Annotated in this window: 25 protein-coding genes; 14 read left to right on the forward strand and 11 right to left on the reverse strand. The window is 70.6% G+C overall.

The annotated features are described in order from the left end of the window. Positions 1–235 precede the first annotated feature (235 nt). Complete coding sequence (gene ku / locus IEY87_RS28005) at positions 236–1135, reverse strand: non-homologous end joining protein Ku (protein WP_189141793.1); 900 nt, start codon at positions 1133–1135, stop codon at positions 236–238. A 242-nt stretch (positions 1136–1377) separates the two neighbouring features. Here ku and ligD point away from each other — a divergent pair, with 242 nt between their 5' ends. The 4 genes from ligD to IEY87_RS28025 all read left to right on the forward strand — a co-directional run bounded on the left by ligD (position 1378) and on the right by IEY87_RS28025 (position 3501). Beyond that, positions 1378–2259, forward strand: coding sequence for a non-homologous end-joining DNA ligase (gene ligD, locus IEY87_RS28010; protein WP_189141794.1), 882 nt, complete (start codon positions 1378–1380; stop codon positions 2257–2259). A 41-nt stretch (positions 2260–2300) separates the two neighbouring features. Further along, positions 2301–2504, forward strand: coding sequence for a hypothetical protein (locus IEY87_RS28015; protein WP_189141795.1), 204 nt, complete (start codon positions 2301–2303; stop codon positions 2502–2504). Positions 2505–2563: 59 nt separating this feature from the next. Then, positions 2564–3184 carry a TetR/AcrR family transcriptional regulator gene (locus IEY87_RS28020; protein ID WP_189141796.1) on the forward strand — a complete coding sequence of 207 codons (621 nt, stop codon included), beginning with the start codon at positions 2564–2566 and terminating at the stop codon, positions 3182–3184. A gap of 83 nt (positions 3185–3267) precedes the next feature. Next, positions 3268–3501 carry a DUF3107 domain-containing protein gene (locus tag IEY87_RS28025; protein WP_308112994.1) on the forward strand — a complete coding sequence of 78 codons (234 nt, stop codon included), beginning with the start codon at positions 3268–3270 and terminating at the stop codon, positions 3499–3501. Between the two features lie 363 nt (positions 3502–3864). Here IEY87_RS28025 and IEY87_RS28030 read toward each other — a convergent pair whose 3' ends face one another. Further along, positions 3865–4509: a ferritin-like fold-containing protein gene (locus tag IEY87_RS28030; protein WP_189141797.1), complete on the reverse strand. Its 645-nt coding sequence runs from the start codon at positions 4507–4509 to the stop codon at positions 3865–3867. A 351-nt stretch (positions 4510–4860) separates the two neighbouring features. On the opposite strand from IEY87_RS28030, the gene IEY87_RS28035 reads away from it, so the two are divergent. Both IEY87_RS28035 and IEY87_RS28040 read left to right on the forward strand, forming a co-directional pair. Continuing rightward, the gene (locus IEY87_RS28035; protein WP_225277771.1) at positions 4861–6648 is read left to right on the forward strand and encodes a DEAD/DEAH box helicase; all 1788 of its coding nucleotides are present in this window, start codon (positions 4861–4863) and stop codon (positions 6646–6648) included. A gap of 186 nt (positions 6649–6834) precedes the next feature. Continuing rightward, positions 6835–7725: an alpha/beta fold hydrolase gene (locus tag IEY87_RS28040; RefSeq protein ID WP_189141798.1), complete on the forward strand. Its 891-nt coding sequence runs from the start codon at positions 6835–6837 to the stop codon at positions 7723–7725. A 7-nt stretch (positions 7726–7732) separates the two neighbouring features. Here the strand turns inward: IEY87_RS28040 and IEY87_RS28045 are convergent, their stop codons facing one another. From IEY87_RS28045 to IEY87_RS28055, 3 genes are all read right to left on the reverse strand, one after another. Continuing rightward, positions 7733–8710 carry a RecB family exonuclease gene (locus IEY87_RS28045; RefSeq protein ID WP_189142001.1) on the reverse strand — a complete coding sequence of 326 codons (978 nt, stop codon included), beginning with the start codon at positions 8708–8710 and terminating at the stop codon, positions 7733–7735. A gap of 28 nt (positions 8711–8738) precedes the next feature. Then, on the reverse strand, positions 8739–9455 hold the full coding sequence (locus IEY87_RS28050; protein WP_189141799.1) for an MBL fold metallo-hydrolase: 717 nt from the start codon (positions 9453–9455) through the stop codon (positions 8739–8741). Positions 9456–9526: 71 nt separating this feature from the next. Then, complete coding sequence (locus IEY87_RS28055) at positions 9527–10267, reverse strand: DUF6758 family protein (protein WP_308426461.1); 741 nt, start codon at positions 10265–10267, stop codon at positions 9527–9529. Between IEY87_RS28055 and IEY87_RS28060 the strand changes: the two genes are divergently transcribed. Continuing rightward, positions 10240–10623, forward strand: a complete 384-nt coding sequence (locus IEY87_RS28060) for an NUDIX domain-containing protein (RefSeq protein ID WP_229699396.1) — start codon at positions 10240–10242, stop codon at positions 10621–10623. The genes IEY87_RS28055 and IEY87_RS28060 overlap by 28 nt on opposite strands. 73 nt (positions 10624–10696) lie before the next feature. Here IEY87_RS28060 and IEY87_RS28065 read toward each other — a convergent pair whose 3' ends face one another. Both IEY87_RS28065 and IEY87_RS28070 read right to left on the reverse strand, forming a co-directional pair. Continuing rightward, a complete protein-coding gene (locus IEY87_RS28065) occupies positions 10697–13588 on the reverse strand; it encodes a hypothetical protein (RefSeq protein WP_189141802.1) in 2892 nt (963 codons plus the stop codon). 348 nt (positions 13589–13936) lie between these two features. After that, positions 13937–14872: a CPBP family intramembrane glutamic endopeptidase gene (locus tag IEY87_RS28070; protein ID WP_189141803.1), complete on the reverse strand. Its 936-nt coding sequence runs from the start codon at positions 14870–14872 to the stop codon at positions 13937–13939. A 155-nt stretch (positions 14873–15027) separates the two neighbouring features. Between IEY87_RS28070 and IEY87_RS28075 the strand changes: the two genes are divergently transcribed. Both IEY87_RS28075 and IEY87_RS28080 read left to right on the forward strand, forming a co-directional pair. Next, positions 15028–15768: a hypothetical protein gene (locus tag IEY87_RS28075; RefSeq protein ID WP_189141804.1), complete on the forward strand. Its 741-nt coding sequence runs from the start codon at positions 15028–15030 to the stop codon at positions 15766–15768. After that, the gene (locus tag IEY87_RS28080; protein WP_189141805.1) at positions 15765–16310 is read left to right on the forward strand and encodes a DUF6529 family protein; all 546 of its coding nucleotides are present in this window, start codon (positions 15765–15767) and stop codon (positions 16308–16310) included. The genes IEY87_RS28075 and IEY87_RS28080 overlap by 4 nt, the downstream gene beginning before the upstream one ends. Here the strand turns inward: IEY87_RS28080 and IEY87_RS28085 are convergent. The 3 genes from IEY87_RS28085 to IEY87_RS28095 are packed head-to-tail and all read right to left on the reverse strand — an operon-like array spanning position 16307 to position 20735. Then, positions 16307–17245: an HpcH/HpaI aldolase/citrate lyase family protein gene (locus IEY87_RS28085; RefSeq protein ID WP_189141806.1), complete on the reverse strand. Its 939-nt coding sequence runs from the start codon at positions 17243–17245 to the stop codon at positions 16307–16309. The two genes, IEY87_RS28080 and IEY87_RS28085, sit on opposite strands and share 4 nt — an antisense overlap. A 53-nt stretch (positions 17246–17298) precedes the next feature. Further along, complete coding sequence (locus IEY87_RS28090) at positions 17299–20067, reverse strand: FtsX-like permease family protein (RefSeq protein WP_189141807.1); 2769 nt, start codon at positions 20065–20067, stop codon at positions 17299–17301. Further along, positions 20064–20735, reverse strand: coding sequence for an ABC transporter ATP-binding protein (locus tag IEY87_RS28095; RefSeq protein WP_225277769.1), 672 nt, complete (start codon positions 20733–20735; stop codon positions 20064–20066). Before IEY87_RS28095 ends, IEY87_RS28090 begins: the two co-directional genes overlap by 4 nt. Positions 20736–20837: 102 nt before the next feature. Here IEY87_RS28095 and IEY87_RS28100 point away from each other — a divergent pair, with 102 nt between their 5' ends. Together IEY87_RS28100 and IEY87_RS28105 are read left to right on the forward strand one after the other, a co-directional pair. Next, positions 20838–21410 carry a PadR family transcriptional regulator gene (locus tag IEY87_RS28100; protein WP_189141809.1) on the forward strand — a complete coding sequence of 191 codons (573 nt, stop codon included), beginning with the start codon at positions 20838–20840 and terminating at the stop codon, positions 21408–21410. A gap of 20 nt (positions 21411–21430) precedes the next feature. Further along, the gene (locus tag IEY87_RS28105) at positions 21431–21835 is read left to right on the forward strand and encodes a hypothetical protein (RefSeq protein ID WP_225277768.1); all 405 of its coding nucleotides are present in this window, start codon (positions 21431–21433) and stop codon (positions 21833–21835) included. Here IEY87_RS28105 and IEY87_RS28110 read toward each other — a convergent pair. Beyond that, a complete protein-coding gene (locus tag IEY87_RS28110) occupies positions 21790–22734 on the reverse strand; it encodes an EamA family transporter (RefSeq protein WP_189141810.1) in 945 nt (314 codons plus the stop codon). The two genes, IEY87_RS28105 and IEY87_RS28110, sit on opposite strands and share 46 nt — an antisense overlap. A 97-nt stretch (positions 22735–22831) precedes the next feature. Between IEY87_RS28110 and IEY87_RS28115 the strand changes: the two genes are divergently transcribed. The 3 genes from IEY87_RS28115 to IEY87_RS28125 all read left to right on the forward strand — a co-directional run bounded on the left by IEY87_RS28115 (position 22832) and on the right by IEY87_RS28125 (position 25834). Next, positions 22832–24037, forward strand: coding sequence for a magnesium transporter MgtE N-terminal domain-containing protein (locus IEY87_RS28115; protein WP_372462268.1), 1206 nt, complete (start codon positions 22832–22834; stop codon positions 24035–24037). Further along, positions 24034–24501: a DUF1003 domain-containing protein gene (locus tag IEY87_RS28120; RefSeq protein ID WP_189141812.1), complete on the forward strand. Its 468-nt coding sequence runs from the start codon at positions 24034–24036 to the stop codon at positions 24499–24501. Before IEY87_RS28115 ends, IEY87_RS28120 begins: the two co-directional genes overlap by 4 nt. Before the next feature lie 193 nt (positions 24502–24694). Next, positions 24695–25834, forward strand: coding sequence for an Mrp/NBP35 family ATP-binding protein (locus tag IEY87_RS28125; RefSeq protein WP_189141813.1), 1140 nt, complete (start codon positions 24695–24697; stop codon positions 25832–25834). Positions 25835–25877: the final 43 nt, after the last annotated feature.

The raw sequence follows: 25877 nt of genomic DNA on the forward strand, positions 1-25877 counted from the left end.
ACCAAAGAGGTCCGCCGCCCCTCACGATCACCGAAACGCCCGCACGGCTCGTTCAGAAGATCACCGGCACGCCGAAAGCAGCCGCCTCACCGACAAGCTGAGACCCGACGGGGAACAGATCGCCCCAAAGCCGGTACGCCCGCGTACACACAACTGACGGCGACCCCGCGTACACGCCGTCGAACAGCGGGCGCGGCGGCGGGACGGGCCGCTACGGGGAAGGGCGGCGCGGCGGTCAGGCGGACTTGCGCGTCTTGCGCTTGGGAGCCGCTTCCTTCTCCTTGGCATCCTTCGACGCCGTGGACTTCGACGCCGTGGACTTGGCCGCGGGCTTCTTGGGCTTGGCGGGCTCGCCACCGCGCTCCCGCTTGGCCGCCTCGACGCTCGCCCGTAGCGCGGCCATGAGGTCGACGGCCGGGCCGGCCTCCTCCTCGCCCTCCGCCGGCGCGATGACCTCCTTGCCCGCGACCTTGGCCTCGATCACCTCTTGCAGCGCCTCGCGGTAGGTGTCGTGGTACTCGGTCGGGTCGAAGTCGGACTCCATCGTGGTGATCAGCGACTCGGCCATCTTGAGCTCCTGGGCGCGCACCTCGATGTCCTCGTCGAGGAACTCGAAGTCCGGCTTGCGGATCTCGTCGGGCCAGAGCATGGTCTCCAGCACGAAGACGCCGTCACGTACGCGCAGCGTGGCCAGGGACTCGCGCTGGCGCAGGGCCACCTTGACCACCGCGACCTGGCCCGAGCTCTCCAGCGCGTCGCGCAGCAGCACGTACGGCTTGGCGCCCTGGGCGTCGGGTTCGAGGTAGTACGACTTGGCGAAGTAGATGGGGTCGATCTGCTCGGCGGGGGCGAACTGCAGGACGTCGATCCTGCGTGAGGTGCTCAGCGGCAGGCCCTCGAAGTCCTCGTCGGTGAGCACCACGATCTCGCCGGTCGCCAGCTCGTAGCCCTTGGCGATGTCGGCGTAGGGGACCTCCTCGCCGTCCACCGTGCAGACCCGCTTGTAGCGGACTCTGCCGCCGTCCTCGCGGTGCACCTGATGGAAGCTGACGTCCTTCTGCTCGGTCGCCGAGTAGAGCTTGACCGGGATCGTGACCAGCCCGAAGGAGATCGCACCTTTCCAGATGCTGCGCATGGGCACTCCTCAGCGGTAGCGGGCGGGTCGCTCATGGGCACATACCCGTCATGGCATAAGCAATGCCATACCCGCTCGTACCGATGCCAGCTCTGTCTGTGGCGCTATCGGGACATGCCGGCAGCCCTTTCCCCACCCCGGATCGATGGGTTAGACCTGATCTGGCCGGGGAGGTGGCCTACACGATGTGGACGGGCGAGCCCCCGTGCGTCCCTCGGAGGCAAGGAGGTGAGCCCGGCCCGATGAGCCAGGCGAAGGTTCCGGTCAAGGTCGACGGGCGTGAGCTGACCCTGAGCAACCTGGACAAGGTGCTCTATCCAGAGGTCGGATTCACCAAGGCCGAGGTCATCGACTACTACACCCGCATCGCGCCGATCCTGCTCCCGCACCTGGAAGGCAGGCCGCTGACCGTCAAGCGCTACCCGAACGGGGTCGAGGGCACCAGCTTCTTCGAAAAGAACGCCCCCGAGCACACGCCCGCGTGGGTGCGCAGGGTCCGGCTGCCCGTGCCCGGCAGTACGAAGAACCGCGAGACCATCGACTTCGCCCTCGTCGAGGACCTGCCGGCCCTGGTCTATTACGCCAATCTCGCCGCCCTGGAGCTGCACGTGCCGCAGTGGCGGGTGTCCGCCGAGGGGGAGGCGCTGCCGCCCGACACGCTGGTGTTCGACCTGGACCCCGGCCCGCCCGCCACGATCGTGGAGTGCTGCGAGGTGGCCCTCATGCTGCGCGCGGTGCTGGAGGACGACGGGCTCACCGCCAGGCCGAAGACCAGCGGCAGCAAGGGCATGCAGCTCTACACCGGCTGGGACGGCCGCGAGGAGGCCTCGGCGTACGCCAAGCGGGTGGCCCAGCGGCTCGCGAAGGAGCATCCGGAGCAGGTGCTCAGCGTCATGACCAGAAAGCTGCGGCCGGGCAAGGTCTTCATCGACTGGAGCCAGAACAACCCCGCCAAGACCACCGTGGCCCCCTACTCACTGCGGGCCAGGGCGCACCCGACGGTGTCGGCCCCGCTGCTGTGGAAGGAGGTGGAAGGCTGCGCGAATCCCGAAGATCTGGTGTTCACCACGTCGGACGTGCTGGCGCGAGCCGATGAGCACGGCGACCTTTTCACCCGGGCGTAGGCTGGACGCGTCCACACGTAGAGGGGGATCCAATGTCGGAGATGGACATACGCGGGGACGAAGGGCAGTTCGCCGAGGAGGAGGAGCTGTCCCTGGAGGCTCCGGAGGCGGACGCCGCCGAGCAGCAGCGCCTGCTCGCCGAGGACGGGGTCCATCCGCGCCGGGAGACTCCACTCGAGGTCGACCCGGCCGACGCGGCGGAGCAGGACCGTGTGGTCGAGCTCGATGATGATGACTATCGCTGAGACGTCGACCCCCCGCACGTAGGATGACGGCACGATCCGCACGAGCCTATGGAGACCGCGTGACCGCAACCCCGGACGCCAAGCCCCGGGGCACCCGGCTGCCCCGACTCGCCCGCCGCCGGCAGCTGCTCAGCGCGGCACAGGAGGTCTTCGTCGAGAACGGCTATCACGCGGCCGCCATGGATGAGATCGCCGAGCGGGCGGGCGTCAGCAAGCCGGTGCTCTACCAGCACTTCCCCGGCAAGCTGGAGCTCTATCTGGCGCTGCTCGAACTGCACGTCGAGGACATGGTCACCCGCTGCCGCGAGGCGCTGGCCTCCACCCACGAGAACAAACTGCGCGTCCAGGCGACCTTCAGCGCGTTCTTCGACTTCGTCTCCACCCAGGGCGAGGCCTTCCGCCTGGTCTTCGAGTCCGACCTGCGCAATGTGGCGCCGGTGCGGCAGATGGTCGAGCGTTCCCTGAGCGAGTGCGCGGAGATGGTCAGCGCGGTGATCCAGGAGGACACCGGCTGCACCAGCGACGAGGCCCACCTGCTGGGAGTCGGGCTGGTCGGCATGGCCGAGGTGAGCGCCCGCTACTGGGTCACCACCCAGGGGTCCATCCCCAAGGACGCGGCCGAGCAGCTCATGGCCCGGCTGGCCTGGCGGGGCATCAGCGGTTTTCCGCGTACGGCTTAAACCCGTTCGCTGGCCGCGATCAACGGCGTGTTTCCACCGTTCGACAGCCACGATGGGATGAGCCAGCCCCGTCGAAAGGGAGCATGATGGAAATCAAGATCGGCGTGCGCTCCGTGCACCGTGAGCTCGTTGTGGAGACCGACCTGTCAGCCGACCAGGTCGAAGAGGAGATCAGGAAGGCTCTCGCGGCCGATCGGGGAGTTTTCGCCATCACCGATGTCAAGGGCAGACGCATCGTGGTGCCGGTCTCGTCACTCGGCTTCCTGGAGATCGGTGAGGACGAGACCCGTCCCGTGGGCTTCGGCGGCACCCTCTAACGCTTCCGGCCCGGCTTGGCCGCCCCTCAGCACTCCTCGTGGGGCTCGCCAAGCTGGGACTCGCCGAGCCGGCAGCCGCGGGGCCGCCGGCGGCGGAGAAGGACATTTCGCTTGGGTTCGATCGGACAGTCCGCGCTTCCTCTTCTCAGTACAGCGCGCGAAGTCCAGCGATTCGGCCCACATCTGGTCAAAGAACTGCCATAGCGGCGCGAGGCCCTCATACCTGGCACCGTACAACCGTTGCGGGCCTGCGCGCCGCCCGATGTGCGGACGGAAGTCTCACAGTCCCAGCGCTGCCATCACGATGTGCGGACGAACATCTCACAGTCTCAGCGCTGCCATCACGATGTGCGGACGAACATCTCACAGTCCCAGCGCCGCCATCCGCTTGCCGTGCTCCTCGGTGAGCGCGGCGAACAGCCGGGAGATCTCCGCCTGGTCGTCGGCCACCGACTGCACCAGCAGCCTGGCCAGCTCGGGCCGGGCCGCCGCGACCCGCTGGCCCTGGCTGAGCGCCTCGCCGACGAGCCGCCGCGCCCACAGCGCCAGCCGTCCGCTCGCCACCGGATCGGCCGCCACGCCCGCTCTGACCCGCTCCACCGCGAAGTTGGCCCGCCCCTCGTCGGCCAGCACCTCGTCGACCAGCTTCGTGATCGACGGCTCCAGCCGCTTGGCCGCCTCCCGGTAGAAGTCGAGCGCGATGCCCACGCCCACGTAAGCTTTGACCAGGGCCTGCAGCCAGTCGGCCGGTCTGGTCTGGGTGTGCCAGGCGTCGAGCGCCTCGACGAAGGGCCGCATCGCCTGCTCGGGATCGACTTTCAGCTCGGTGAGCCGGTCGCGGAGCAGCCGGAAGTGGGCATACTCCGCCACGGCCAGCTCGCTCAGCGTGGTGCGGTCGGCCAGCGAGGGCGCCAGCAGCGCGGCGTCCTCGGTCATCCTTGTGAAAGCGCTGAGCTCGGCATAGGCAAGAACGCCGAGCAGGTCGGCGACCCCAGGAGACTCGTTCATGCCCCGCAGCGTACTTGGCAGAATCTTCGGGAACAGATCTAAGCTCGGTCAACGTTGTGGTATCGAGTACACTGCTCTGTGAAAGTGCGACCGCACTGTGTTAATTCGGGGGAATCCCCCCCGATAACCCCCGCTCCCCGGGTGCGCGGTCGCTGATGACGCGAGAGGGCTGGCTCTACCGCGAGGACCCAGGCACGGGGATTCATTTCCGCCCGTCGGTCCCGGCAGGCCCGCCTTCATTTGAGACTGAGGCAGGCCACGCTGACGACTTTCCGAGACCTCGGAGTCACACCAGAAATCGCCGATGCCCTCGAGACCGAGGGCATCACTACACCGTTTCCGATCCAGGAGATGGCACTCCCGCTCGCCCTGAGCGGCCAGGACCTCATCGGTCAGGCCAGGACGGGCACGGGCAAGACCCTCGCGTTCGGCATCCCGATGCTGCAAGGCATCGGCAAGCCGCGCAAGAACCGCAAGAAGCCGCGCGGGCTGGTCGTCGTGCCGACCCGCGAGCTGGCCGTCCAGGTCAGCGAGGACCTGGTCACCGCCGCGGGCAAGCTCGGTTCCCGGGTTCTGACCGTCTACGGCGGGCGCGCCTACGAGCCGCAGATCGAGGCGCTCAAGGCCGGGGTCGACGTCATCGTCGGCACCCCGGGCCGGCTGCTCGACCTGGTCAAGCAGAAGCACCTGGATCTGAGCCAGATCACCAGCCTGGTGCTCGACGAGGCGGACCGGATGCTCGATCTGGGCTTCCTGCCCGACATCGAGCGCATCTTCAAGCTGGTCCCGGCCGAGCGCCAGACGATGCTGTTCTCGGCGACCATGCCGGGCGAGATCGTCGGGCTCTCCCGTAAATACCTCAACCGTCCCACCCGCGTGCGTACCGACGTCGAAGAAGGCGACGGTGACACCCCGCCGCAGACCCGGCAGATCGTCTGGCGGGCGCACCGGATGGACAAGATCGAGATCGTCGCCCGGCTGCTCCAGGCCGACGGCCGCGGGCTCACCATGGTCTTCTGTGAGACCAAGCGGGCCTGTGACATGGTCTCCGAGCAGCTCGACACGCGCGGATTCGCGGTCGCGGCCGTCCACGGCGACCTCGGCCAGGGCCAGCGCGAGCAGGCTCTGCGCGCGTTTCGGCACGGCAAGATCGACGTGCTGGTGGCCACCGACGTGGCGGCCCGGGGCATCGACGTCGACGACGTCACGCACGTGGTCAACTACGACTGCCCGGCCGATGACAAGGCCTACGTGCACCGCATCGGCCGCACCGGCCGGGCCGGACGCACCGGCATCGCGGTCACGTTCGTGGAGTGGGAGGAGCTGACGCGCTGGAAGATGATCAACCAGACGCTCGGCCTCGACTTCCCCGACCCGGTGGAGACCTATTCCACCTCGCCGCACGTCTTCACCGAGCTCAGCATTCCCGAAGGCACCAAGGGCGTGCTGCCGCGCGCCAACCGCTCCCGGGCGGGCCTGTCGGCGGAGCAGGTCGAGGACCTCGGCGAGACGGGCCGGCCCCGCGTACGCAGTGGCGTGCGTGGCGGACAGCGCCGTGACGAGCGTGAGGAGCGGGAGCGTCCCGCCCGCACGCCACGCCAGCGCCGCCGCACCCGCGGCGGCAAGCCCGCCGACGAGGCCGTCCTCGTCGAGACGCCGGAGGTCGAGCTCGTGAACGGTCGCTCCCGCGATCAGGAGGAGACGCCCGCGATCATCTCAACGAACGAGGTGGAGACGGTGGCCGCCGAGCCGCGCCGCCGCACCCGCCGCACCGCTCCGGCACAGGCCGCGCCGGTCATCGACAGTGTGGAGCCCGTCGTGGCGCGCGCCCCGATGACCGAGCCGACCGCCGAACCCAAGCCCATCATGGAGGCCACCCCGGTGACCGAAACAGCGACAGAGCAGGCACCCGTGCAGGCTCCCAGCTTCCTGTCCACCCCGGAGCCCCCGGCTCCCAAGGAGCCGGAGCGGATCATCCCTGCCAGCCCGTTCTCGGTGATCTTCCAGTCACCGGACCTGGCGACGGACGACGACGACATCGCCCCGTCCGCCGCCACCGAGCGCAAGCAGCAGCGGCGCCAGCCGCGTGGCGGCGCCCCAGGTGGCCGCGACGGCGGCAACCGCCGCCGCATGGGCTGAGCAATGAGCTGAGCACGCTCTGAGCATGCTCCGAGCGTCATCACGAAGGCGCGCACCGCACCCGCGGTGCGCGCCTTTCGCGTGTACGCCACCAGATCCGGCATTACTCACAAATGCGACAAAACGGCACCGGCGTAGCCCGTTCATCGGTGTTGACGTGCTGAGCTCTGGGTATTGTTGCCCCACGTGAGTACGCCGCGATTCCTGCACCTGCCTCCTGGCGTTGCACCACGAATGATCGAAACCCCCCAGGGCATGTTCGCGGCCCTTGAGGCGTCGCCCGTGAGCGGCGTGGTGGAGCGCTGGCCCGCGCTCCTGGTGCCCGGCCTGACCGGAAGCAAGGAAGACTTCATCGCGGTCCTGCAGACCCTGGCCCAGTCGGGCCGCCGCGTGGTGGCCGTCGACCTGCGCGGCCAGTACGAGACACCAGGCCCCGACGATCCCGCGGCCTACACCTGCGCGGCGCTCGGCGCCGACATCGACCTGCTGGCCCAGGAGATCGGTGACGGCGAGCCGTTGCACCTGGTGGGCCACTCCTTCGGCGGGCTGGTCGCGCGCGAGGCGGTCATCGACGGGCGCACCAAGTTCGCCTCGTTCACGCTGCTGGGCTCCGGCCCCGCCGCCATCGCGGGCAAGCGCGCGGAGCACGCGAGAAAGATGATCCGCGACATCCCCGAGCTGGGGCTCGACCACGTCTGGCATGCCGGCTTCGAGCCGGAGGCGCTGGCCAACGGGGTGCCCGACGACATCATCGCGTTCCTGCGCAAGCGCCTGCTGGCCAACTCCCCCACGGCCTTGCGGTACATGGCCGAGCAGGTCGTCACCATGCATGACCGCACCGACGAGCTGCGCCAGGTCGAGCTCCCCACCCTGGTCCTGTACGGCGAGCACGACGACGGCTGGTCGGCCGAGACGCAGTCGGAGATGGCCGGCTACCTCGACGCGGAGTGCGTGGTGGTGCCGGGCGCCGCGCACTCCCCTTCGGTGGAGGCCCCGGAGACGACGGCGGCGGCCCTCATCAGGTTCTGGAACACCGCCGAAAGCCACTTCACCGACATCAGACCCACCCCCCTGTAACCACGGGTCACTCGGCGAGGGCGTCCCAGGGGCGGCGGTCGGGGGCGGCGGCCTGGCCTTCGGGGCAGTGGCGGCGGAAGTCGCACCAGCCGCAGAGCGGGCCGGGATTGGGCGCGAGGAGAGCGTCGAGCTCATCCGGCACCCGAGCGGGCCCCACGGAGGGCCTGTCCTCGCGGGCGCCTTGAGAGCCCCCAGAGGGGCCTCTCGCGCCCTGCGCCGCCGTAGGGGCACCCTTGCCGCTCGCCGCACCGGAGCGCCCGCCAGCGGCTCCTGAGGGGCGTCGGGTCCTGGCCGCCGGGGGACCCATGATCTCGCGGTAGCGTTCGTCCGCGGTGGAGGCCTCCAGGGCGATCTCCTCCGCACGCCTCAGATGGCGGCCGAGGGACTCCTCGGTGTGGCGCCATTCGACGATCTCACCGGTGGGCAGATGGTGCAGCTCGACGGCGCGGGCCGGGGTGCGCATCATCCGGGTCGCCGCGACCGCGTAGATCGCCAGCGCGAGCGAGGAGCGCGCGTCGTCCTGGGTCAGCGGCCGCCGCCCGGTCTTGTAGTCGACCACCACCAGCTCGTCCCCGCGCCGGTCGAGGCGGTCGATACGGCCGGAGACCGCGATGACGCCGGTGCGGGTGGCGACGGTGCGCTCGACGCCGACGGGATCATCCGCCGGATCTAAAGTCGCGACATATCCGGACACGAGGTCGCGGGCGCGGCCCAGCCACTCAGCCGACTGCTGGGCGTCCCTGAACCCCTCGGCGATCCACCCGTTGGTGACCAGGATGGCCGCCGTCAGCGGGGTGCGACGCTCGTACGGCTCCCGCCACCAGGCCGCCAGCGCGTTGTGCACGCTCGACCCGACGCTGGTGTGCGCCCAGGCGGGCCCTTTGGACGGCTGGGGCCGGTCCAGATAGCTGAACCGGTAGCGGCGCCTGCAGTCGAGCCAGGCGTTCAACCGCGACGGCGTGCACGAGTAGAGCCGCCGCGGCATCCCTTCCAGCGGGAGCTGGTCCTGCACCCTATTCGTCGCCCCCGTTGAGCTTGATGCCGGAGATCTTGGTGCCGTCGGAGAGCGGGCCCTCCGGGGCGGGCTCGGGCTCGGTACGGGTCAGCGACCCCGAGATCCAGTCGTCGAAGTGCGGCTCCAGATCGCCGACCGTCACCTCGTCACCGTGTGCGGCCAGCACGCGCGTCTCCGCGGGCAGCGTGAACAGCCGCCCGCCGATCGCGGTGAGCTGGTCGGCCAGGCGCGGATACTCGCCGCCGAGCTTGCCCGGACCGTCGGCCTGCAGCGTCTCGCCGGAGAAGACGACCCCGAGCCCCTCGCAGTAGAGGGAGACCCCGCCGGGCGTGACGCCGGGCGTCTCCATGACGTCGAGCTGGACGTCGGCGACACCGAAGATGCCGTCGTCCTCCATGTCGATGTCGGGCCACGTCTCCGACCAGGTCTCCCGCCAGAGCGGCTTGTCCTTGGGATGGAGAGCGATCACCGCCTCGTCCCTGCTGGCCACCTCGATGGCCGCGCCGACGTGGTCGGGCAGGCCGTGCGTGCAGATCACGGCGAGCACCTCGCGCTCGCCGACCTGCTCAAGGATCTTGTCGGCGTCACGCGCCGGGTCGATGACGATCACCTCATCGTCGTCGCCGATGATCCAGGTGTTGTTCTCGACCTTGTATTCGACGTCGTCGATGTCGACGACGCCCTCGGTCACCACTCGCTCGATACGCGCTGTCACGCCTCCGAACTCTAGTCCGTCTGGGTGAATGAGCGAATCACGTTCGCGACATGCCGCCGAGCGATCTGCGGCTAGTCTTCCAGCCTCGGCGAGAACGCCCCGAAGGGCACGTCGAGGTCGTGGTCGCGCAGGTCGAGCAGGCTCAGCTCGCCGAGCCCGATGAGGCAGCCGGCCTCCGTCGGCCAGGCGATGGTCCACAGCCAGTTGCCGAGCGCCTCACCGGCGTAGACGGCCCGGTCGGGCGCCCCGCCCACGCACCACAGCGGCGTCGGGTGGCCGAGCACCTCGATCTTGGCGTTGGGCGGGCCGGAGTCGAATCCCTCGCCGGGGTCGGGCCCGTCCAGCCCGGCGAACGCGGCGCCGAGCCCCACGCCCGGCTCCTCTGCGATGACCAGCAGGTCGGCGGGGCCCTGCAGGAGCGCCGGCCCGGACAGGGCGACCACGCTGGCCCGGCCTCCCCGGTGCTCGTCGCCCACCTCCCCGAAGCCCGTCACCAGCCAGCCGGCGGGCAGCGGCCAGGGCAGCCACACGGGGAGCAGGGAGTTCTTGCGCATCGCCGCCACCCCCGCCTGGGACGGTGGCCAGGGTGGCTGGTAGGGCAGGACGTCACCGTGCGTGTCGCATCGCCATGCGCTCGACGCACTGGGCCCGTGAAGCGGGCCAAAACACCGCGGGCAGGTCGGAGCCGCTCTCACAGCTACCCACGGTGCTTCCTCAACGCGCCACCCGTCAAGGCCGCTGCTTGTTATCTCCTCGTAATATTGGTCAGGTGCGCGTAAATTGTGTGGGAGCGATCGTCTTTGACCCCTCACGGCGACTGCTCGTCATCCGGCGCGGCCACCCGCCTGGCGAGGGGCTGTGGTCACTGCCCGGCGGGCGGGTGGAGCCCGGCGAGACGGACGCCGCGGCCGTGCGACGCGAGGTGCTGGAGGAGACGGGCCTGCTGGTGCGGGTGGGCGCGCCGGCGGGCGCGGTGGACCGCCCCGCCCCGAACGGCGGCACGTACGTCATCCGTGACTATCTCGCCACCGTGACCGGCGGCTCGCTCGCCGCCGGGGACGACGCCGCCGACGCCCGCTGGTGCACCCACGACGAGCTGGTACGCCTTCCGCTCACGGCCGGCCTGCTGGACGCCCTGACCCTCTGGAACGTCCTGCCCGATCCATGATCCTGGTCCGGCGTCACCCAGCCTGGAACGTCCTGCCCGCTCCATGATCCCTGGTCCGGCGTCACCGAGCCCTTCACCGGCTGGCGGTGAGGGTGGACGTCCACAGGATGAGGTGGTCGTCGCTGTAGGTCGTGGAGCGCCCCAGGGCCACCACCTCCTCGCCTGCCACCGTGACCGCCGTCAGCCACTGGCTCCCCGGGCCGCCCAGCCGATCCTCGGTCAGGTCCAGGCGGCTCCACGCCGAGCCGTCCGGCGAGATCCACGCCGCGCTGTCGTCCTCGCCCGCCCTGCCGTGCCGGCCGACCGCGACGAGACCCTGCTCCGCCGCCGCCAGGTCGTAGACCTCCGCCGCCTTCTCCGCCGGCAGCCAGGCCGTCGTCCAGGTGACACCGTCGTCCTCCGAGACCGCGGAGAAGGGCCGCCGGCCGCCGGTGGCCGCCTGCGCGGTGCCGATCGCGACGAGCCGGTCCTGGAAGGCCGCCACCTGCCGCAGCCTCGCCGAGGTCGCCTCCGGCGGCACCACCCGCTTACGCGCCGTCCAGTTGACGCCGTCCTCGGAGACCCAGACCACGCCGCTCTCGTCGCCGCCCACCCCGGCGCCGCCGACCGCCACATATCCGGTGGGCGTGGCGGCCAGGTCGTGGACGCGTACGTTCGAGCCGCCCTGCGGGAGCTTCTTCGACCGGGTGAACCTGCGCAGGTCAGGGGTGAACCAGAGGGCGGCGGAGACCGTACCGGACAGAGCTCTGTCCTCGCCCGCCAGCACATAGCCCTGCGGTCCTGCGGCGAGCACCCGCGCGTCCAGGTAAGGGTCGTCACCGGGGCGCGCGAGGTCGCCGGAGATCCCCACCTTCTTCCACTGGCGTCCGTCCCGGGAGGTGACCAGCAGGGGCTCGGTGACCTGCGGGCCCGTCTGCGTGCCGCCGACCGCCAGCCAGCCGCGGCGGCCGAAGGCGACGTCGTGGAGCTGCTGCAGGCCCGGGCCGCCGAGGCTGATGGACCGCCAGTCCTGCCAGTTGAGGCTGGTCCAGATGCCGGCGTCGCCCGAAGCCGAGCCGACCGCGACGTACCTGCCGTCGTGGCCGGCCACCCGGCTGGTCTCGCGGGCGACCCTGGACAGGCCCTCCACCCGGTCCAGCCGGACCCGCGACGCCTTGCCGCCCGGCGGCACGGCCATGAGGACGAGCTGGTTGTCCACGTCCGCCGCCGCCCGGTCGCCGCCCGCGAACAGGGTGCCGGCCCGCGAGATCGCGAAGCCGCGCAGCGTCGCCCCCGCCAGGTCGCCGAGCTCGGCCGACTTCTTCCAGTCTCGGCCGTCCGCGCTGTTCAGCACCGCGTAGCCGCCCAGGCTCGCCTGGCTGATCGCGGCCACCCCGGACGCGTGCGGGACCAGCGACTCCACCCCCGGGCTGGTCCTGCCCAGCCCGCCGATCGTGCCGCACTGCGACCATTCGGCGCCGGTCGGCGAGCAGTAGACGCGTACGTCGCCCGCGATCGTCCGCTGCCGCGTCGGCACCAGCACGAATCTCTTCGGCGTCACCGCCAGCGACCCGAGCCTCGGCTGCGCCTCGGGCAGCTGGAAGCCGGTCGCCTGCCAGGTGCGCCCGCCGTCGGCCGAGCGAACGACCCGCGAGCCGTCGCCCTGTCCCGGCTGGGCCAGCGCCACCACGGTGTCGCCCTTGGCGACCACCGCCTTCAGCTCTCCCACGCCTGTCCCGCGCGTCTCCGCCCGCTCCCAGGCACGCCCGTCCGCCGACCACCACGCGGCCGTCCCGGCGCCGCCGTCCCGCAGCGCCGCGCGGCCGACCGCGACGAACCCCGAGGCCGTCCTGGCGATGTCGTTGATCAGGTCTCCGTCGCGGAAGGCGGCCAGGCCGCTCGGCTCCACGGCCTGCCAGGTCAGCCCGTCGGCGCTGGTCCACATGCCGCGCTCGGTCAGCCCGTCGCCGCCGCTGGCCAGCCAGCGGCCCGCGCCGCCGACGACCCGCCGTACGGTGGGCGTGGTCGAGCCGGTCACCTTGCCGAGCTGCCACTTCTTGCCGTCCGGCGAGAACAGGAACAGCGGGCGTGGCGTCGGGCTCGTGGTGTCACTGCCCACGGCCACGACGGCGCCGCCCACCGCGACCACGTCGTTGAGCTTCTGGTCGGAGCCCTGGCCGGTGGAGGCGGGGACGGTGAACAGGTCGTCGCCCGACCGCCCGGTGCCGGTGGCCAGGCTCAGCCCCGGATCGCCGGCGCCGGCCCACTGCCACACGAGCACCCCGCTCGCCACCAGCACCACCAGCGCCACGGCCAGCACGACGGGGGCGGGGACGCCGCGCCGCCGCCGCATCGGGCCGGCCCGCCTGAGTGCGGCCGGCGCCGGTCCCCGGTGGTGCCTGCCGCTGGACTGCCGCTCCGGCCCGGACGCGACCAGCAGGTCCGGCCTCGTGGGCCGGCCACCGGGCGGCCGCCCCACCCTCCGCACGAACTCCTCGTCGCCGTCCGCCTCCTCGCCCTCGTCCTGCCGTACGAAGTCCTCGTCACCGTCCGGGAAGTCGTCACCCGCCCCGGACCGCACGGACTCCTCGCCGACATGCGCGGGCCCCGCGTCGGAGGCGCGCCCGAACTCTTCGCCTGCGTGCTCGGACCTCGCGTCGGGCGACCGCCCGAACTCCTCCTCACCGTACGGAGATCGTGCCTCGGCGGGCGCGGGGCCCGTGCCGGGGGCTGGGGGGCGGTGGGCCATGCGGTAGGGGGCTGTTCTGGGGTCGCGGCGGGTGGGCTGCTCGCGGCCTTCCGGGGGCGTTTCGGCCGGTGGGGGGACGAGGCGGGGCGGGCCGCTGGCCACGAGTTTGTCGGGGCGGTCGACCGTACGACGGGGGCGTGACTCGACCTCGGGCTCGGCCGTCGGGGAGCTGTACGGGCGGCGGCCCTTGGGCGGCTCCTGGGGGTCCTCGGGGGTGGGCGCGGCGAACGGCGGCATGCCCCAGGGCGAGCTCAGCGGCGGCGCGCCGACTCTTTCGTCCGTGGGACCTGGCGGGGTATGCCGGATCCTGGGCTCATCGCGGGGATGCCGATCCGGGGCGCGTCCGTCGTCAGCACGCGGATCGTCGTCACCCGGCGGTAGCCGTGGCGGTTCACTGGCGCCGGAGGCCACGCGCCGTACCTCCTAGTCGAACTCGTCGAGTTGGTGGAACCCGGGAATACTTTTACCCCGGCCGCCCGAGATGATCACCTCCGATCTTCGCGTACGCGCACACCGTCCAGAGCAGCATGCCGAAGCCGGAATGGCGAGAGCTCTCTAGCGAGATTCCCGGCACCCCTCAGACTTTTATCCGGAAATAGTGCTGATTGACCGCTTTCTTGTGAGGTAAAGCACCCCGATGACGAACACCCCGAGCTGCACCACCGTCCCCACCAGCGACTGCCACGGCACCGGCACCTTGTCCTGCTGAAGAGCGTCCTCAAGGTTCCCGGCCGCCGCGCTCAGCCCGAACGCCACCACGTTGTTGACCACGTGCAACGCGATCGGCGCCTCCAGCCCCCCGGTGCGCACCGCCAGGAACCCCATCGCCGCCCCGAACGCGAACACGTCGACCAGCCCCGCCCACGAATACCCGTGCAACGACGCGAAGAGCGCCGAGCTGATCAGGATGCTCCACAGCGGATTGCTCAACCGGGTCCCGAACGCCTGCAGGAACCACCCCCGGAAGATGTACTCCTCCGTGGCCGCCTGGAACGGCACCAGCAGCACGATGACGATGAGCGCCGGCAGGAACCGCTCCCACCCGGTCCAGCCGAACATGCCCTCCACCGTCTCCCCGGTGGTCGCCAGCGCGCCGAACTGGGCCAGCTGCCCCAGGACGAGCGACAGCACGGCCACACCCGAGCAGCGCAGCAGCCACGACCAGCGCAGCCGGCCGGCCACCGAGGACAGCGTCCCGGGCCGGCGTCGCTGCACCAGCGCGACCGTACCGAAGACCAGCGGGAGCACGGCCGCGAGCGACAGCAGCAACACCACCAGCGCGAACACCGGGTCGCTGGAGATCTGCTCCGGATTCACCGGCGTCGGGATCCCCAGGATCCCCGCCACGATGGCGCCCCCGACGATCACCACCGTCCCGACGGCGAAGAAGTTCACCGCGATCAGGATCGTGCCGACGAACTGACGCCACAGCCCGCTCGCGGGAGTCCTGGCCAGGTGGTCGTAACGGGCCCCTCGCGGCGTCGGAAGAAACCAGGTCGGCCGTGGCGGATGAGGCGACATGTATGGATAGGGGGGCTGCGTGCCGAACGGCGGATGAGACCCGGGATTTTCCTGCATCTGTATATTCTGTCCGGCTGGTGCGCAATAGTTCACAGACGCTCCGACAATTCCGGCGGATGCTCGGGTGGTAAGCATTTCGACCCTGGGAGAAGTCCATGTCAAGGCTGGGACCTATCGTCACCCTGACGGCGGGCGCCGTGCTCGCCGTGGGGCTGGGTGTCGCCAGCATCACCGCGACACCGGCGGCGGACACCACCGTCGCCACAGCCGACGAAACGGCGACCGAAGCACCCGAAGAAACCCCTGAGAACACCGAAACCGAGAACCCAGAAACGGCGGCGGCCGCGCCGAGCGCGTCGCCCACCGAGACGCCCACCTTCGAGGAGACGACGCCCCCCGCGCCGAAGAAGGGCGACTACGCGGGCCGCGTCAGGGACAACGGCGGCCTCATCGCCATCTCCGTGCGCAACGGCAAGGCCGTCGGCTACTTCTGCGACGGCAAGACCGAAGCCTGGTTCAAGGGCGACGCGGGCAGCAGCGAACTGGCGCTCAAAGGCTTCGGCGGCGCCAAGGTCACGGCCGAGCTCGGTGGTGGCAAGGCCACCGGCCAGGTCGCGGTCGGCGGCAAGAAGTGGCGCTTCACCGCGCCCATCGCGGTGAAGCCGTCCGGCCTGTACCGGGCCAGCGCGATCGTCAGAGGCGCCAAGGTACGCGCCGGCTGGATCGTGGTGAAGCGGGCCGACGGCGGCTTCACCCAGGTCGGCACCGCGTTCCAGGACGACAAGCAGGTGCCGATCCCCAAGCTGGACGGCGACTCGCCCACCAGCCCCGTGTCCGTCAACGGCGCGACCGTCACACCTGAGGACGTCGACGGCTTCATCGAGGAGATGGGATGACCGCCATCCAGCGACCTTCGTCGCGTGGCTCCGCATCGCTGCTGGTGCCGCTGCTCGTCGGCGGCCTGGTCATGATCGCGCTCGGCGTCTACGGGCGGGTGAACCCCCCGACCGGGTTCGCGGTCGGCGTCGCGGGCTTCTCCGCCGCGCTGCCGATGAAGGTGTGGCTGACGACGGGCGCGACCGTGCTCGCCGTGGTCCAGGTCGTGTCGGCCCTGTCCATGTGGGGCAAGCTGGGCATCGACATCCCGGCCGGCGTGCACCGCTGGTCCGGGAGGCTGGCGTTCATCCTCACCATCCCGGTCGCCTTCCACTGCCTGTACGCCCTGGGCCTGCAGTACGACGCGCCGCGCGTGATGGTCCACTCGCTGCTCGGCTGCTTCTTCTACGGGGTGTTCACCACGAAGCTCCTGTCCCTGCGCAAGCAGGACGCACCGGGCTGGACGTTCCCGGTGCTGGGCGGGCTGGCGTTCACCGCGCTGGTCGGGCTCTGGCTGACCTCGTCCTTCTGGTTCTTCACCACGATCGGCTTCAAGATCTAGCCCTCCGGGCTGAACCGTTTCGTACGGCTCAGCCCGGCGGCCCGGCCCTTGGCCGCCACGACGAGCGCCATCTTGCGCGAGGCCTCGTCGATCATCTCGTCCCCCAGCATGACCGCGCCGCGCTTCTCGACGGTGGTGTAGTGCTCGTACGCCTCGATGATGAGCTCGGCGTGGTCATAATCCTCCTGCGCCGGCGAGAACACCTCGTTGGCCGCGTCGATCTGCGACGGGTGCAGCACCCACTTGCCGTCGAACCCGAGCGCCGCCGAGCGCCGGGCCACCCGCCGGTAACCGTCGACGTCCTTGATCTGCAGGTAAGGCCCGTCGATGACCTGGAGGTCGTGCATCCTGGCGGCCATCAGCAGCCTCATCAGGATGTAGTGGTAGGCGTCGCCCTCCTCGTAGCCGGGCGGCTGCTCACCCACGACCAGCGTGCGCATGTTGATCGAGGCCATGAAGTCCGCCGGGCCGAACACCAGCGTCTCCAGCCGCGGCGACGAGCCGGCGATGGCGTCCACGTTCACCAGGCCGCGGGCGTTCTCGATCTGCGCCTCGATGCCGATCCTCCCCACCTCGAAGCCCATGGTCTTCTCGATCTGGGTGAGCAGCGTGTCGAGCCAGACGACCTCGGTCGGGTCCTGCACCTTGGGCAGCATCAAGCAGTCGAGCCGGTCCCCCGCGCCCTCCACGATCTCGATCACATCGCGGTACGTCCACTGCGTCGTCAGGTCGTTGACCCGCACGACCCGCGTCTTGCCCGTCCAGTCGCCCTCGCGCAGGGCGGCCACGATGTTCTGCCGGGCCTCCGGCTTGGCCAGCGGCGCGACGGCGTCCTCCAGGTCGAGGAACACCTCGTCGACGGGCAGGCCCTGCGCTTTCTCGAGGAAGCGGGGGCTGCTGCCCGGGACTGCGAGAACGGACCGACGTGAGCGCATGCGCACACACGCTAGCGGCTGCGTCCGCGTCCCGGCGGCAGACCCCCCGGTCTTCAGCCCTCGCGCGCCAGCACCGCCGCCAGTGGCAACCGCCGGGCGAGCACGGCGGGCACGATGGAGGCGAGGACGGCCAGCACGAGCGCGATCCCGGCCGCCGCCAGGGCGCCGGCCAGCACCACCTGGGGCAGCGCCCCGGCGAGCGCCGCGGCCGCGGCAAGCCCCAGGACCGCGCCCGACACCCCGCCGGCCAACCCGATGACCACGCCCTCCGAGAGCACCAGCCGGACGACGGCCCGGCCCGGCCAGCCCGTGGCACGCAGCGCGGCCAGTTCGGCGTCCCGCTCCCGGATGCCGAGGTAGAGCACGTCGGCCACGGCCAGCGCGCCAAGCGTGAACATCACCGCGATCGCCACGTAGTCCGCTGCTCTGGCCTGCACCACGATCGCGTCCCCCAGCAGGGAGCCGACCACCTGGCCGCGGAACCCGTACGTGACCGCGAGCAGCACGGTGAGTGCGAACGCGCACAGCATGAGCGTGGCGGCGCCGAGCATCGTGCGGCCGGGCACTCTGGCGAGCCCGACGAGGGCCAGCCCGGTCACCCCGCGTGGGGAGCTCGCGCGGCGTGCGGCGTTGACTCCGGCGCGCACCGCCGCGACGGGCGGCACGGTGGAGGCCCGCCACGCGGGCACGGCGCCGGCGGCCAGGGCCAGCAGCACCGCGGCCGGCACCGCGAGCAGTGCGCGCGGGACCGAGACGTGCAGGCCGAACCAGGACGACAGGGGGATGGCGAGCGCCGCCGACAGCAGGCCGGCGACCAGCCCGACCAGCCCCACCTCCCACAGCACCACGCCGAAGAGCTTGCGCCGCGACCAGCCGAGGCAGGCCAGCACGCCCAGCTCGGTGCGCCTGCTGCGGACCACCGCGGAGGCGGCGTTCAGCACGAACAGCGCGCACACCGTCAGGATCAGCAGGAACAGCACGAGCGACTTGCGGTCGGCCTCGTCCAGGATCTGGTGGGCTACGCCCTTGTTCACCCATCCTTCCTGAAGGGTGAGCGCGGGCCGGCCGTGGTCGCCGGCCGGGAGTTCGATGGTGACCGGCGACGGGGAGGAGCCCATGGTGATGTCCACCTCCAGGCCGGTGGCGGCCACGATCTTGCGGGCCACCTCGCCGATGAGCTCCTGGCTCACCGGGTCGGGCCCGGTCACTCCGGCGACCCGGATCCGGATCACGCTCAGCGGAGCCTTGGCGAGCACCCCTTTCGTGTCCCGCTTGGCGATCTTGGACAGGCCGCCGAGGTCGGTGAGGAGCAGCGGCGGGGCCTGGAGGTAGCCGGCCACGTTGTCGGTGGGCAGCAGCTCGCGCCCGCCTAGCAGGCCGCGGGTCCGCTCGTCCGCCCCGACGACGGACGGCGGGTTGTAGGTCTCCATCGGCACCTGGGTCAGCTCGGAGAAGCCGGGCAGCTTGGCCGCGTCGAAGCGGCCCATGAGCTTGAGGAACAGCGGGCCGCCCAGCCCGCCCGAGCCGTCCAGCCCGGTCTTGAGCGGCAGCCGGGACAGCTCCCGGAACTCGGTGTCGGCCGAGCCGATGGGCGCGCCGCCGGTCCACTCCTTGTCCTGCCAGACCTTCGGGTCGTTGGCCGCCCTCTTGGGGATCAGGGCGCCGTCCGCTTGGCGCTCGTAGTCCACCGGACCGGCCGTGTAGTAGCGGGTGAGCGGAGCGACGACCTTCTGGTCCAGTCGCAGCCCCTGCTTCTGCCAGGTGTCCAGCAGGTCCTCGAAGAACACGTCGGGGCCCACGCTCACCTTCTTGACCACCTCACCGGGGTGGGCCTTGAGGTAGTCGAGCACCTTCGGGGCAGGTACGCCGTCGGCGACCATCCGCGCCGCTTTCGCCGGCAACCGGCTGACGACGACCTCCTCGGTCTGGTCCGTCAGCGGCTTCGCGGTGGCGAGCAGCGGGATGTCCCACTGGGTGAGCTCGGCGGGCGAGCCGAGATAGGCGCCCTCCACCACCGCCTTGTCGAGCCCGGCCAGCGCCGCCTCGGCCTTGGGGTCGATCGCGCCGAGCAGCAGCGGGAACTCCTGCGACATCGAGACCATGGCCTCGCCCTTCTTGGCCGCGCCCTTGCCCCACTGCATCGGCACACCGTCGCCGCTGCCGCTCTGGGTGGACCAGGCCGCCGCGGTCGGCCCGCCGTCGGACGGGAACGGCCCGGCCTTCTTGGGTGCGGGCCACAGCAGGGAGTCGCCGAGCCGCGTCTTCTCACCCGAGGCCAGCCGCTCGGTGGTCAGGTCCAGCAGCGCCCCCTTGTCCATGGCCGCGGTCAGCGGGCGGCGCGTGACGTACTGGTAGAGCGGCGCGTACGGGATCTTGGTCAGTCCACGGTCGGCCACGCGCGTGCGGTCGACCCGCAGCATCGTGCGCTCGCCCTCGTCGAGCACCTCGGTGACCGGGATCTGGGTGGTGCCGTTCGCGGTGAAGTAGCCGATCATGGCGATCGGGGCGGCGACCTCGATCCCGTCGATCTTCTTGATCGTCTTGAGCTGATCCAGGGTGATGCCGCCGTGGATGCCTGACAGATAGTTGGCCCGGACCATCCGCGTCGAGCGCTCCAGCGCCGTGGTCGACCCCTTCGGCCGGATGAGAATGTCGTACTGCGCCCGGTAGTGCTCCTTGACCGACCCGACGATCTCGAGGTGCTGTGTCGTGGCCGTGCCGGTGAGCACGCTGAATCCCGTGGCGGCCACCAGGATGCCCAGCAGGAGCACCGCGGCCCGGGCGAGCCGGTGCCGGAGCTGCGCGACGGCGAGCCGGATCATCCCAGCCTGCCGATGCGCTGGAGCATGTCGGCCGAGGGCGTGACCGGGATGTCCCGCACGATCTTGCCGTCGGCCAGTTTGATCAGGCGATCGCAGGTGGCGGCCAGCTCAGGGTTGTGGGTGGCGATCAGCATGGTCATGCCGTAGCGCTCGCGCAGACCGAGCAGCAGCTCCACGATCTCCTGGCCGGTGGCGCTGTCGAGGTTGCCGGTCGGCTCGTCCGCGAGCAGCAGCGGCGGCCTGCCGATCAGCGCGCGGGCGATGGCCACTCGCTGCTGCTGTCCTCCGGACAGCTCGCTGGGCAGCGCCCGCTCCCTGATCGCCAGCCCGACGGCCTCCAGCAGCTCGCGCGCTCGCGCCTTCCTGTCGAAGTCCACTTGGTACGGCAGCACCGGCGCCAGCACGTTGTCCAGGACGCTCAGCGCGGGCAGCAGATGGAAGCGCTGGAACACGAAGCCCACGCGTCGTCGGTGCGCGTCGAGCCGGCGCGGCAGCGGCTGTTCGTCGACGCTGATGTGCCCGGAGTCCGGCAGGTCCATCCCGCCGATCAGGTGCAGCACGGTGGACTTGCCGGCGCCCGAATGGCCCATGAGGGCGGCCGCCGTGCCCGCCTCGAAGTGCAGGCTGACGTCGTCGAGCGCCTTGGTGGAACCGTACGAGCGGCTCACGCTCTCGAGGGTGACTGATGTTCCCATGGGGTATTACATTGTCACAATGCATGGAGAGATGCCCACCTTTTACATTGCGACAATCTAGGAAATGATTCGATCATGCCGCTGAGCCATGCCGTTCTCACCCTGCTCGCCGACGGTCCAAGCCATGGGTACGAGCTCAAGAGCCGCTTCGAGTCGGCGATCGGCCCCCAGTGGGGTGGGCTCAACATCGGGCACCTCTACCAGATCCTGGACCGCCTGGTCAGGGACGGGCACGTCACCAGGAGCCAGGTCGCTCAGGACGTCCGGCCGGACAAGACCATCTACCGGCTCACCCAGGCGGGCACCGATGAGCTGACCACCTGGGCGGTCACGCCGCACCTGCGCTCCGGCGGGTTCCGGGATGAGCTGTTCCTCAAGCTGCTCGCCGCCACCCGGCTGGGCCCGGAGGCCCTGGCCAGATTCACCGAAGCACAGCAGCAGGCCTACCTGTCGGACCTGGCGGGACTCACCCGGCTGCGCCGCGAGAGCGAGTCGGATCCGCTCGTGGCGCTGCTGGTGGACGCCGCCATCGCGCACATCAAGGCGGATCTGCAGGTGGTGGAGGGCGCCGAGCGGCGGCTGGCGCCGCTGGCGGCGAAGGCTTCCGCGCTCGAGCGCGTCGAAGAGCCGGGAGCCGCGACCGGGTGAGTCCGGGTTAAAGTCGTGCTGTGAGCGATCTGAGCGCCGCCATCCAGGAAGGTGCCAAGAAGTCCGGCATCTGCTGGCTCGACCTGGACCGTCCCCGCCTGGCCTGGCACGCCTGGCACGACGGCGCCCTCTACGTGGTGACGGGCGGGCAGGAGCAGGACCTGCCCGGCCTCGGCGCCCTGAGCTCCGTCCGCGTCACGCTGCGCAGCAAGGACAACGGCGCCAGGCTGGTGGACTTCGAGGCCGCCGTCACGGTCGTCGACCAGGCGGCCGAGCCCGACGCCATCGCCGCGCTCGCCAAGGAGCGGCTCAACGCCCGCGACAGCGAGCACCTCACCGAGCGCTGGGCCGAGAGCGCCACGGTGGTGCGCCTCACGCCTCAGCCGGTCCGCACCGGCTCCGCGAGCGCCGCCGCCTCCGGCTGACGCGTGAAGGTGGCGGTCTGGGCGAGCAGCGCGCCCGACAGGACGATGAGGCCGCCGAAGATCTGGAACGGACCGAGCGCCTCGCCCACCAGCACCCACGCCACCACGGCGCCGGCGATGACCTCCAGCGAGGCCACCGTGGCCCCGACCGCCGCCGACAGTCTGCGCACCGCGTTCACGCCGAGGACGTAAGCGATCATCGTGGCGATGAGCACCATCCACAGGTACGCGCCCAGCACCGGCAGGGTGACGGCGCCGTCGGGGGTGGCGGTCTCGGTGAAGGCGCTCCACGGGATGTTCCACGGCTGGGAGAGCGGGACGAGCACCACGGCCGCGCCGGTCATCCCCCAGGCGATCAGGCCCAGCGGGTCCACATCCGCCCCGAAGCTATCGCTCATCAGGAAATATCCGGCGCAACACGCGCCGGCCATCAACCCCAGGAGCAGGCCCAGCGCGTCCAACCGCATCCCGGACCAGACCTCGACCACGATGGCCAGCCCGATCACCGCGACCACCGCGCCCACATAGGCGGCCCGGGCGAGCCGTACCTTCCGCACGAACCGCACCCAGATCACCACCATCACCGGCGCCATGAACTCCAGCAGCAGCGCGACGCCCACCGGCAGCCGGGTGATCGCCGCGAAGTAGAGTGACTGCACCCCGGCCACGGCGATGATCGCGTACATCGCGAAGAACGGCAGCCGGGAGCGCGGGATCCGCAACGCCGACGGCTTCAGCACCGCCAGCACGGCGATCATCAGCACCCCCGCGCCCGCCATCCGCACCCAGACGGCCTCCATCGGTGCCATTCCGGCAGCGATGAGATATTTCGCCATAGGGCCGGAGAAGGCGAAACACACCGAGGACACGAAAGCGATCGCGAGCCCCGCATACCGCATGACACACCGCCAGAAGAGTAATGAGTGTAGAAAACGTTTGATACTGACACGCTCAGGGTCCCAGGCGCAATGCCATGGCACTGTTAGCCTGGTTGACGTGCAGATCTTCGTGGCCCGCCTGGCAGGCACGCCGGTCTTCGACCCCGCCGGCGACAAGATCGGCCGCATCAGGGACGTCGTGACCGGACTGCGCGGCAGCCGGCCGCCGAGCGTCCACGGCATGGTGGTCGAGGTGCAACCACGCCGCAGGGTGTTCCTGCCCATCACCCGCGTGCGCGGCATCGAGGCCGGCGCGGTGGTCTTCACCGGGCGGATCAACGTCCGCAGGTTCGAGCAGCGCGCCACCGAGACGCTGGTGATCGGCGAGATGCTGGACCTGACCGTCAGCGTATACGGCCGCCCGGTGACCGTCTTCGACGTGGCGATGGCCGAGACCAGCCCGTCCACCTGGGAGATCACCAAGGTCGCCGTCTACCGCGACAAGCGCAGGCGCGATCCCGCGATCGTCGAGTGGAGCGAGGTGTCGGGGTTCGACATCCTGCAGGAGGACCAGGGAGCCGCCGGGCTGATCGCCTCCTTCGACTCCATGCGCGCCGCCGACATCGCCGGCGCCCTGCACGACCTGCCCGGCAAGCGACGCATCGAGATCGCCCGCGCCCTCGACGACGAACGACTCGCCGAGATCCTCGAAGAGCTGCCGCCCGGCGACCAGATCACCATCCTCGGCATGCTGGAGCCGGAGCGGGCCGCCGACGTGCTGGAGGAGATGGGCCCCGACGACGCCGCCGACGTGCTGCACGACCTGTCCGAGGAGAAGGCGGCCGAACTGCTCGCGCTCATGGAGCCGCGGGAGGCCGCCCCGGTGCGGCGGCTGCTCACCTACCCCTCCGACACCGCGGGCGGCATGATGACCACCGAGCCGGTGATCCTCCCGCCGAGCAGCACGGTGGCCGAGGCGCTCGCGCACATTCGCCAGCAGGACCTGCTGCCCGCCGTCGCCGCCCAGGTGTTCGTCACCAGGCCGCCCAACGAGACGCCCACGGGCGCCTACCTCGGCGTGACGCACTTCCAGCGGCTGCTGCGCGACCCGCCGTCCACACTGCTGGGCGGCGTCCTCGACCCGTCGATCGACCCGATCAGGCCGGAGTTCACGCTCCGGGAGGTCGCCTTCTACCTGGCGAGCTACAACCTGGTCGCGGCGCCCGTCGTGGACGAGCTCAACAGGTTCGTCGGCGCCGTGACGGTCGACGACGTCCTGGACCACCTTCTCCCCGAGGACTGGCGAGAGAGGTCCCCTTCATGACGACAGACCGCCTGGACCAGCCACGGGACCTGCGCCGCGCACGGCGGCCGCACTACGATCCGGAGGCGTTCGGCCGGCTGTCGGAGCGGATCGCCCGGTTCCTCGGCACGGCCCGCTTCCTCGTCTACATGACCGTCTTCGTGGCGGTCTGGATCAGCTGGAACGCCACGGCCCCGGCCGATCTCCAGTTCGACCCGTACCCGTTCATCTTCCTCACGCTCATGCTGTCGCTGCAGGCCTCCTACGCCGCGCCGCTCATCCTGCTCGCGCAGAACCGGCAGGACGACAGGGACCGCGTGCAGTACGAGCACGACCGGCGGGCGGCCGAGCGCAACCGGGCCGACCTGGAGTATCTGACCCGCGAGATCGCCGGGCTCCGATTGGCCCTGAGCGAGGTCACCACCCGCGACTATCTACGCTCGGAGCTCCAGCGGCTGGGCGAGGAGGTCAGGGAGGGGCGGTGAGCGAATGGGCCAGCGAGTAACCTTAGAGCGTTGCACGGACACTCAGAAGCTCAGCCCACCCAGGTGGATTACCGAGGCCGCTCCCGAGGTTCATACCATTGAGGGGCATCCTCAACTGGCGTCCAGCGCTTGTCCTACATATACCGGCAAAGGAGGGACGGCACCCCTCAGTCATGGGCGTGCCGAGACTTCGATGGCACCAACCCAGGAACAGGTGACGGCCGCCCTCGCCACCGTCATCGACCCCGAGATCCGTCGCCCGATCACCGACCTCGGCATGGTCAAAGGCATCGACATCGCCGCGGACGGCAAGGTCGGCGTCGGCATCTACCTCACGGTGTCCGGGTGTCCGATGAAGGACACCATCCGCCGCGACGTCAACGCCGCGGTGGCCAAGATCGACGGCGTCAGCGCCGTCGAGATCGAGCTCGACGTCATGAGCACCGAGCAGCGCAAGAAACTGCAGACCACGCTGCGCGGCGACCGGGGGCCGGAGAAGGAGATCCCCTTCAACCAGCCGGGCTCGCTGACCCGCGTCTTCGCGGTGGCCAGCGGCAAGGGCGGCGTCGGCAAGTCCTCCGTCACCGTCAACCTGGCCGCCTCCATGGCCGCGAGCGGGCTCAAGGTCGGCATCGTCGACGCCGACATCTACGGCCACAGCATCCCGCGCATGCTCGGCGCCGCCGAACGGCCCACCAAGGTCGAAGACATGATCATGCCGCCGGTGGCGCATGACATCAAGGTCATCTCGGTCGGCATGTTCAAGCCCCCGGGCAACAGCGCCGTGGTCTGGCGCGGGCCGATGCTCGACCGGGCCCTGCACCAGTTCCTCGCCGACGTCTACTGGGGCGATCTCGACGTCCTGCTGCTCGACCTGCCGCCCGGCACCGGCGACATCGCCATCTCGGTGGCCCAGCGGCTGCCGTCGGCCGAGATCCTGGTCGTCACCACCCCGCAGATGGCCGCCGCCGAGGTGGCCGAGCGGGCCGGCTCCATCGCCGCGCAGACCCACCAGCAGATCGCCGGCGTCATCGAGAACATGGCCTGGCTGCCCTGCCCCCACTGCGACGACCGCATCAACGTCTTCGGCGAGGGCGGTGGCCAGACGGTCGCCGACGCGCTCACCCGCACCCTCGGCACCCGCGTCCCCCTCCTCGGCCAGGTCCCCATCGACCTGCGCCTGCGCGAGGGCGGCGACGAAGGCAAGCCCTTGGTCCTGACCGACCCCGACTCACCCGCCGCCGCGGAGCTGCGGCAGATCGCCGACCGGCTGAGCAAGCGCTCTTCCAGCCTCAAGGGCCTCCAACTGGGCCTCGCACCCAACCGCGCCTGACCCCCTGCCCTTCGCAACGTGAGAAGGCCCTCCTGGACCGTCG

Origin of the sequence: Nonomuraea glycinis (assembly GCF_014646515.1) — a bacterium.
Lineage (GTDB): Bacteria > Actinomycetota > Actinomycetes > Streptosporangiales > Streptosporangiaceae > Nonomuraea > Nonomuraea glycinis.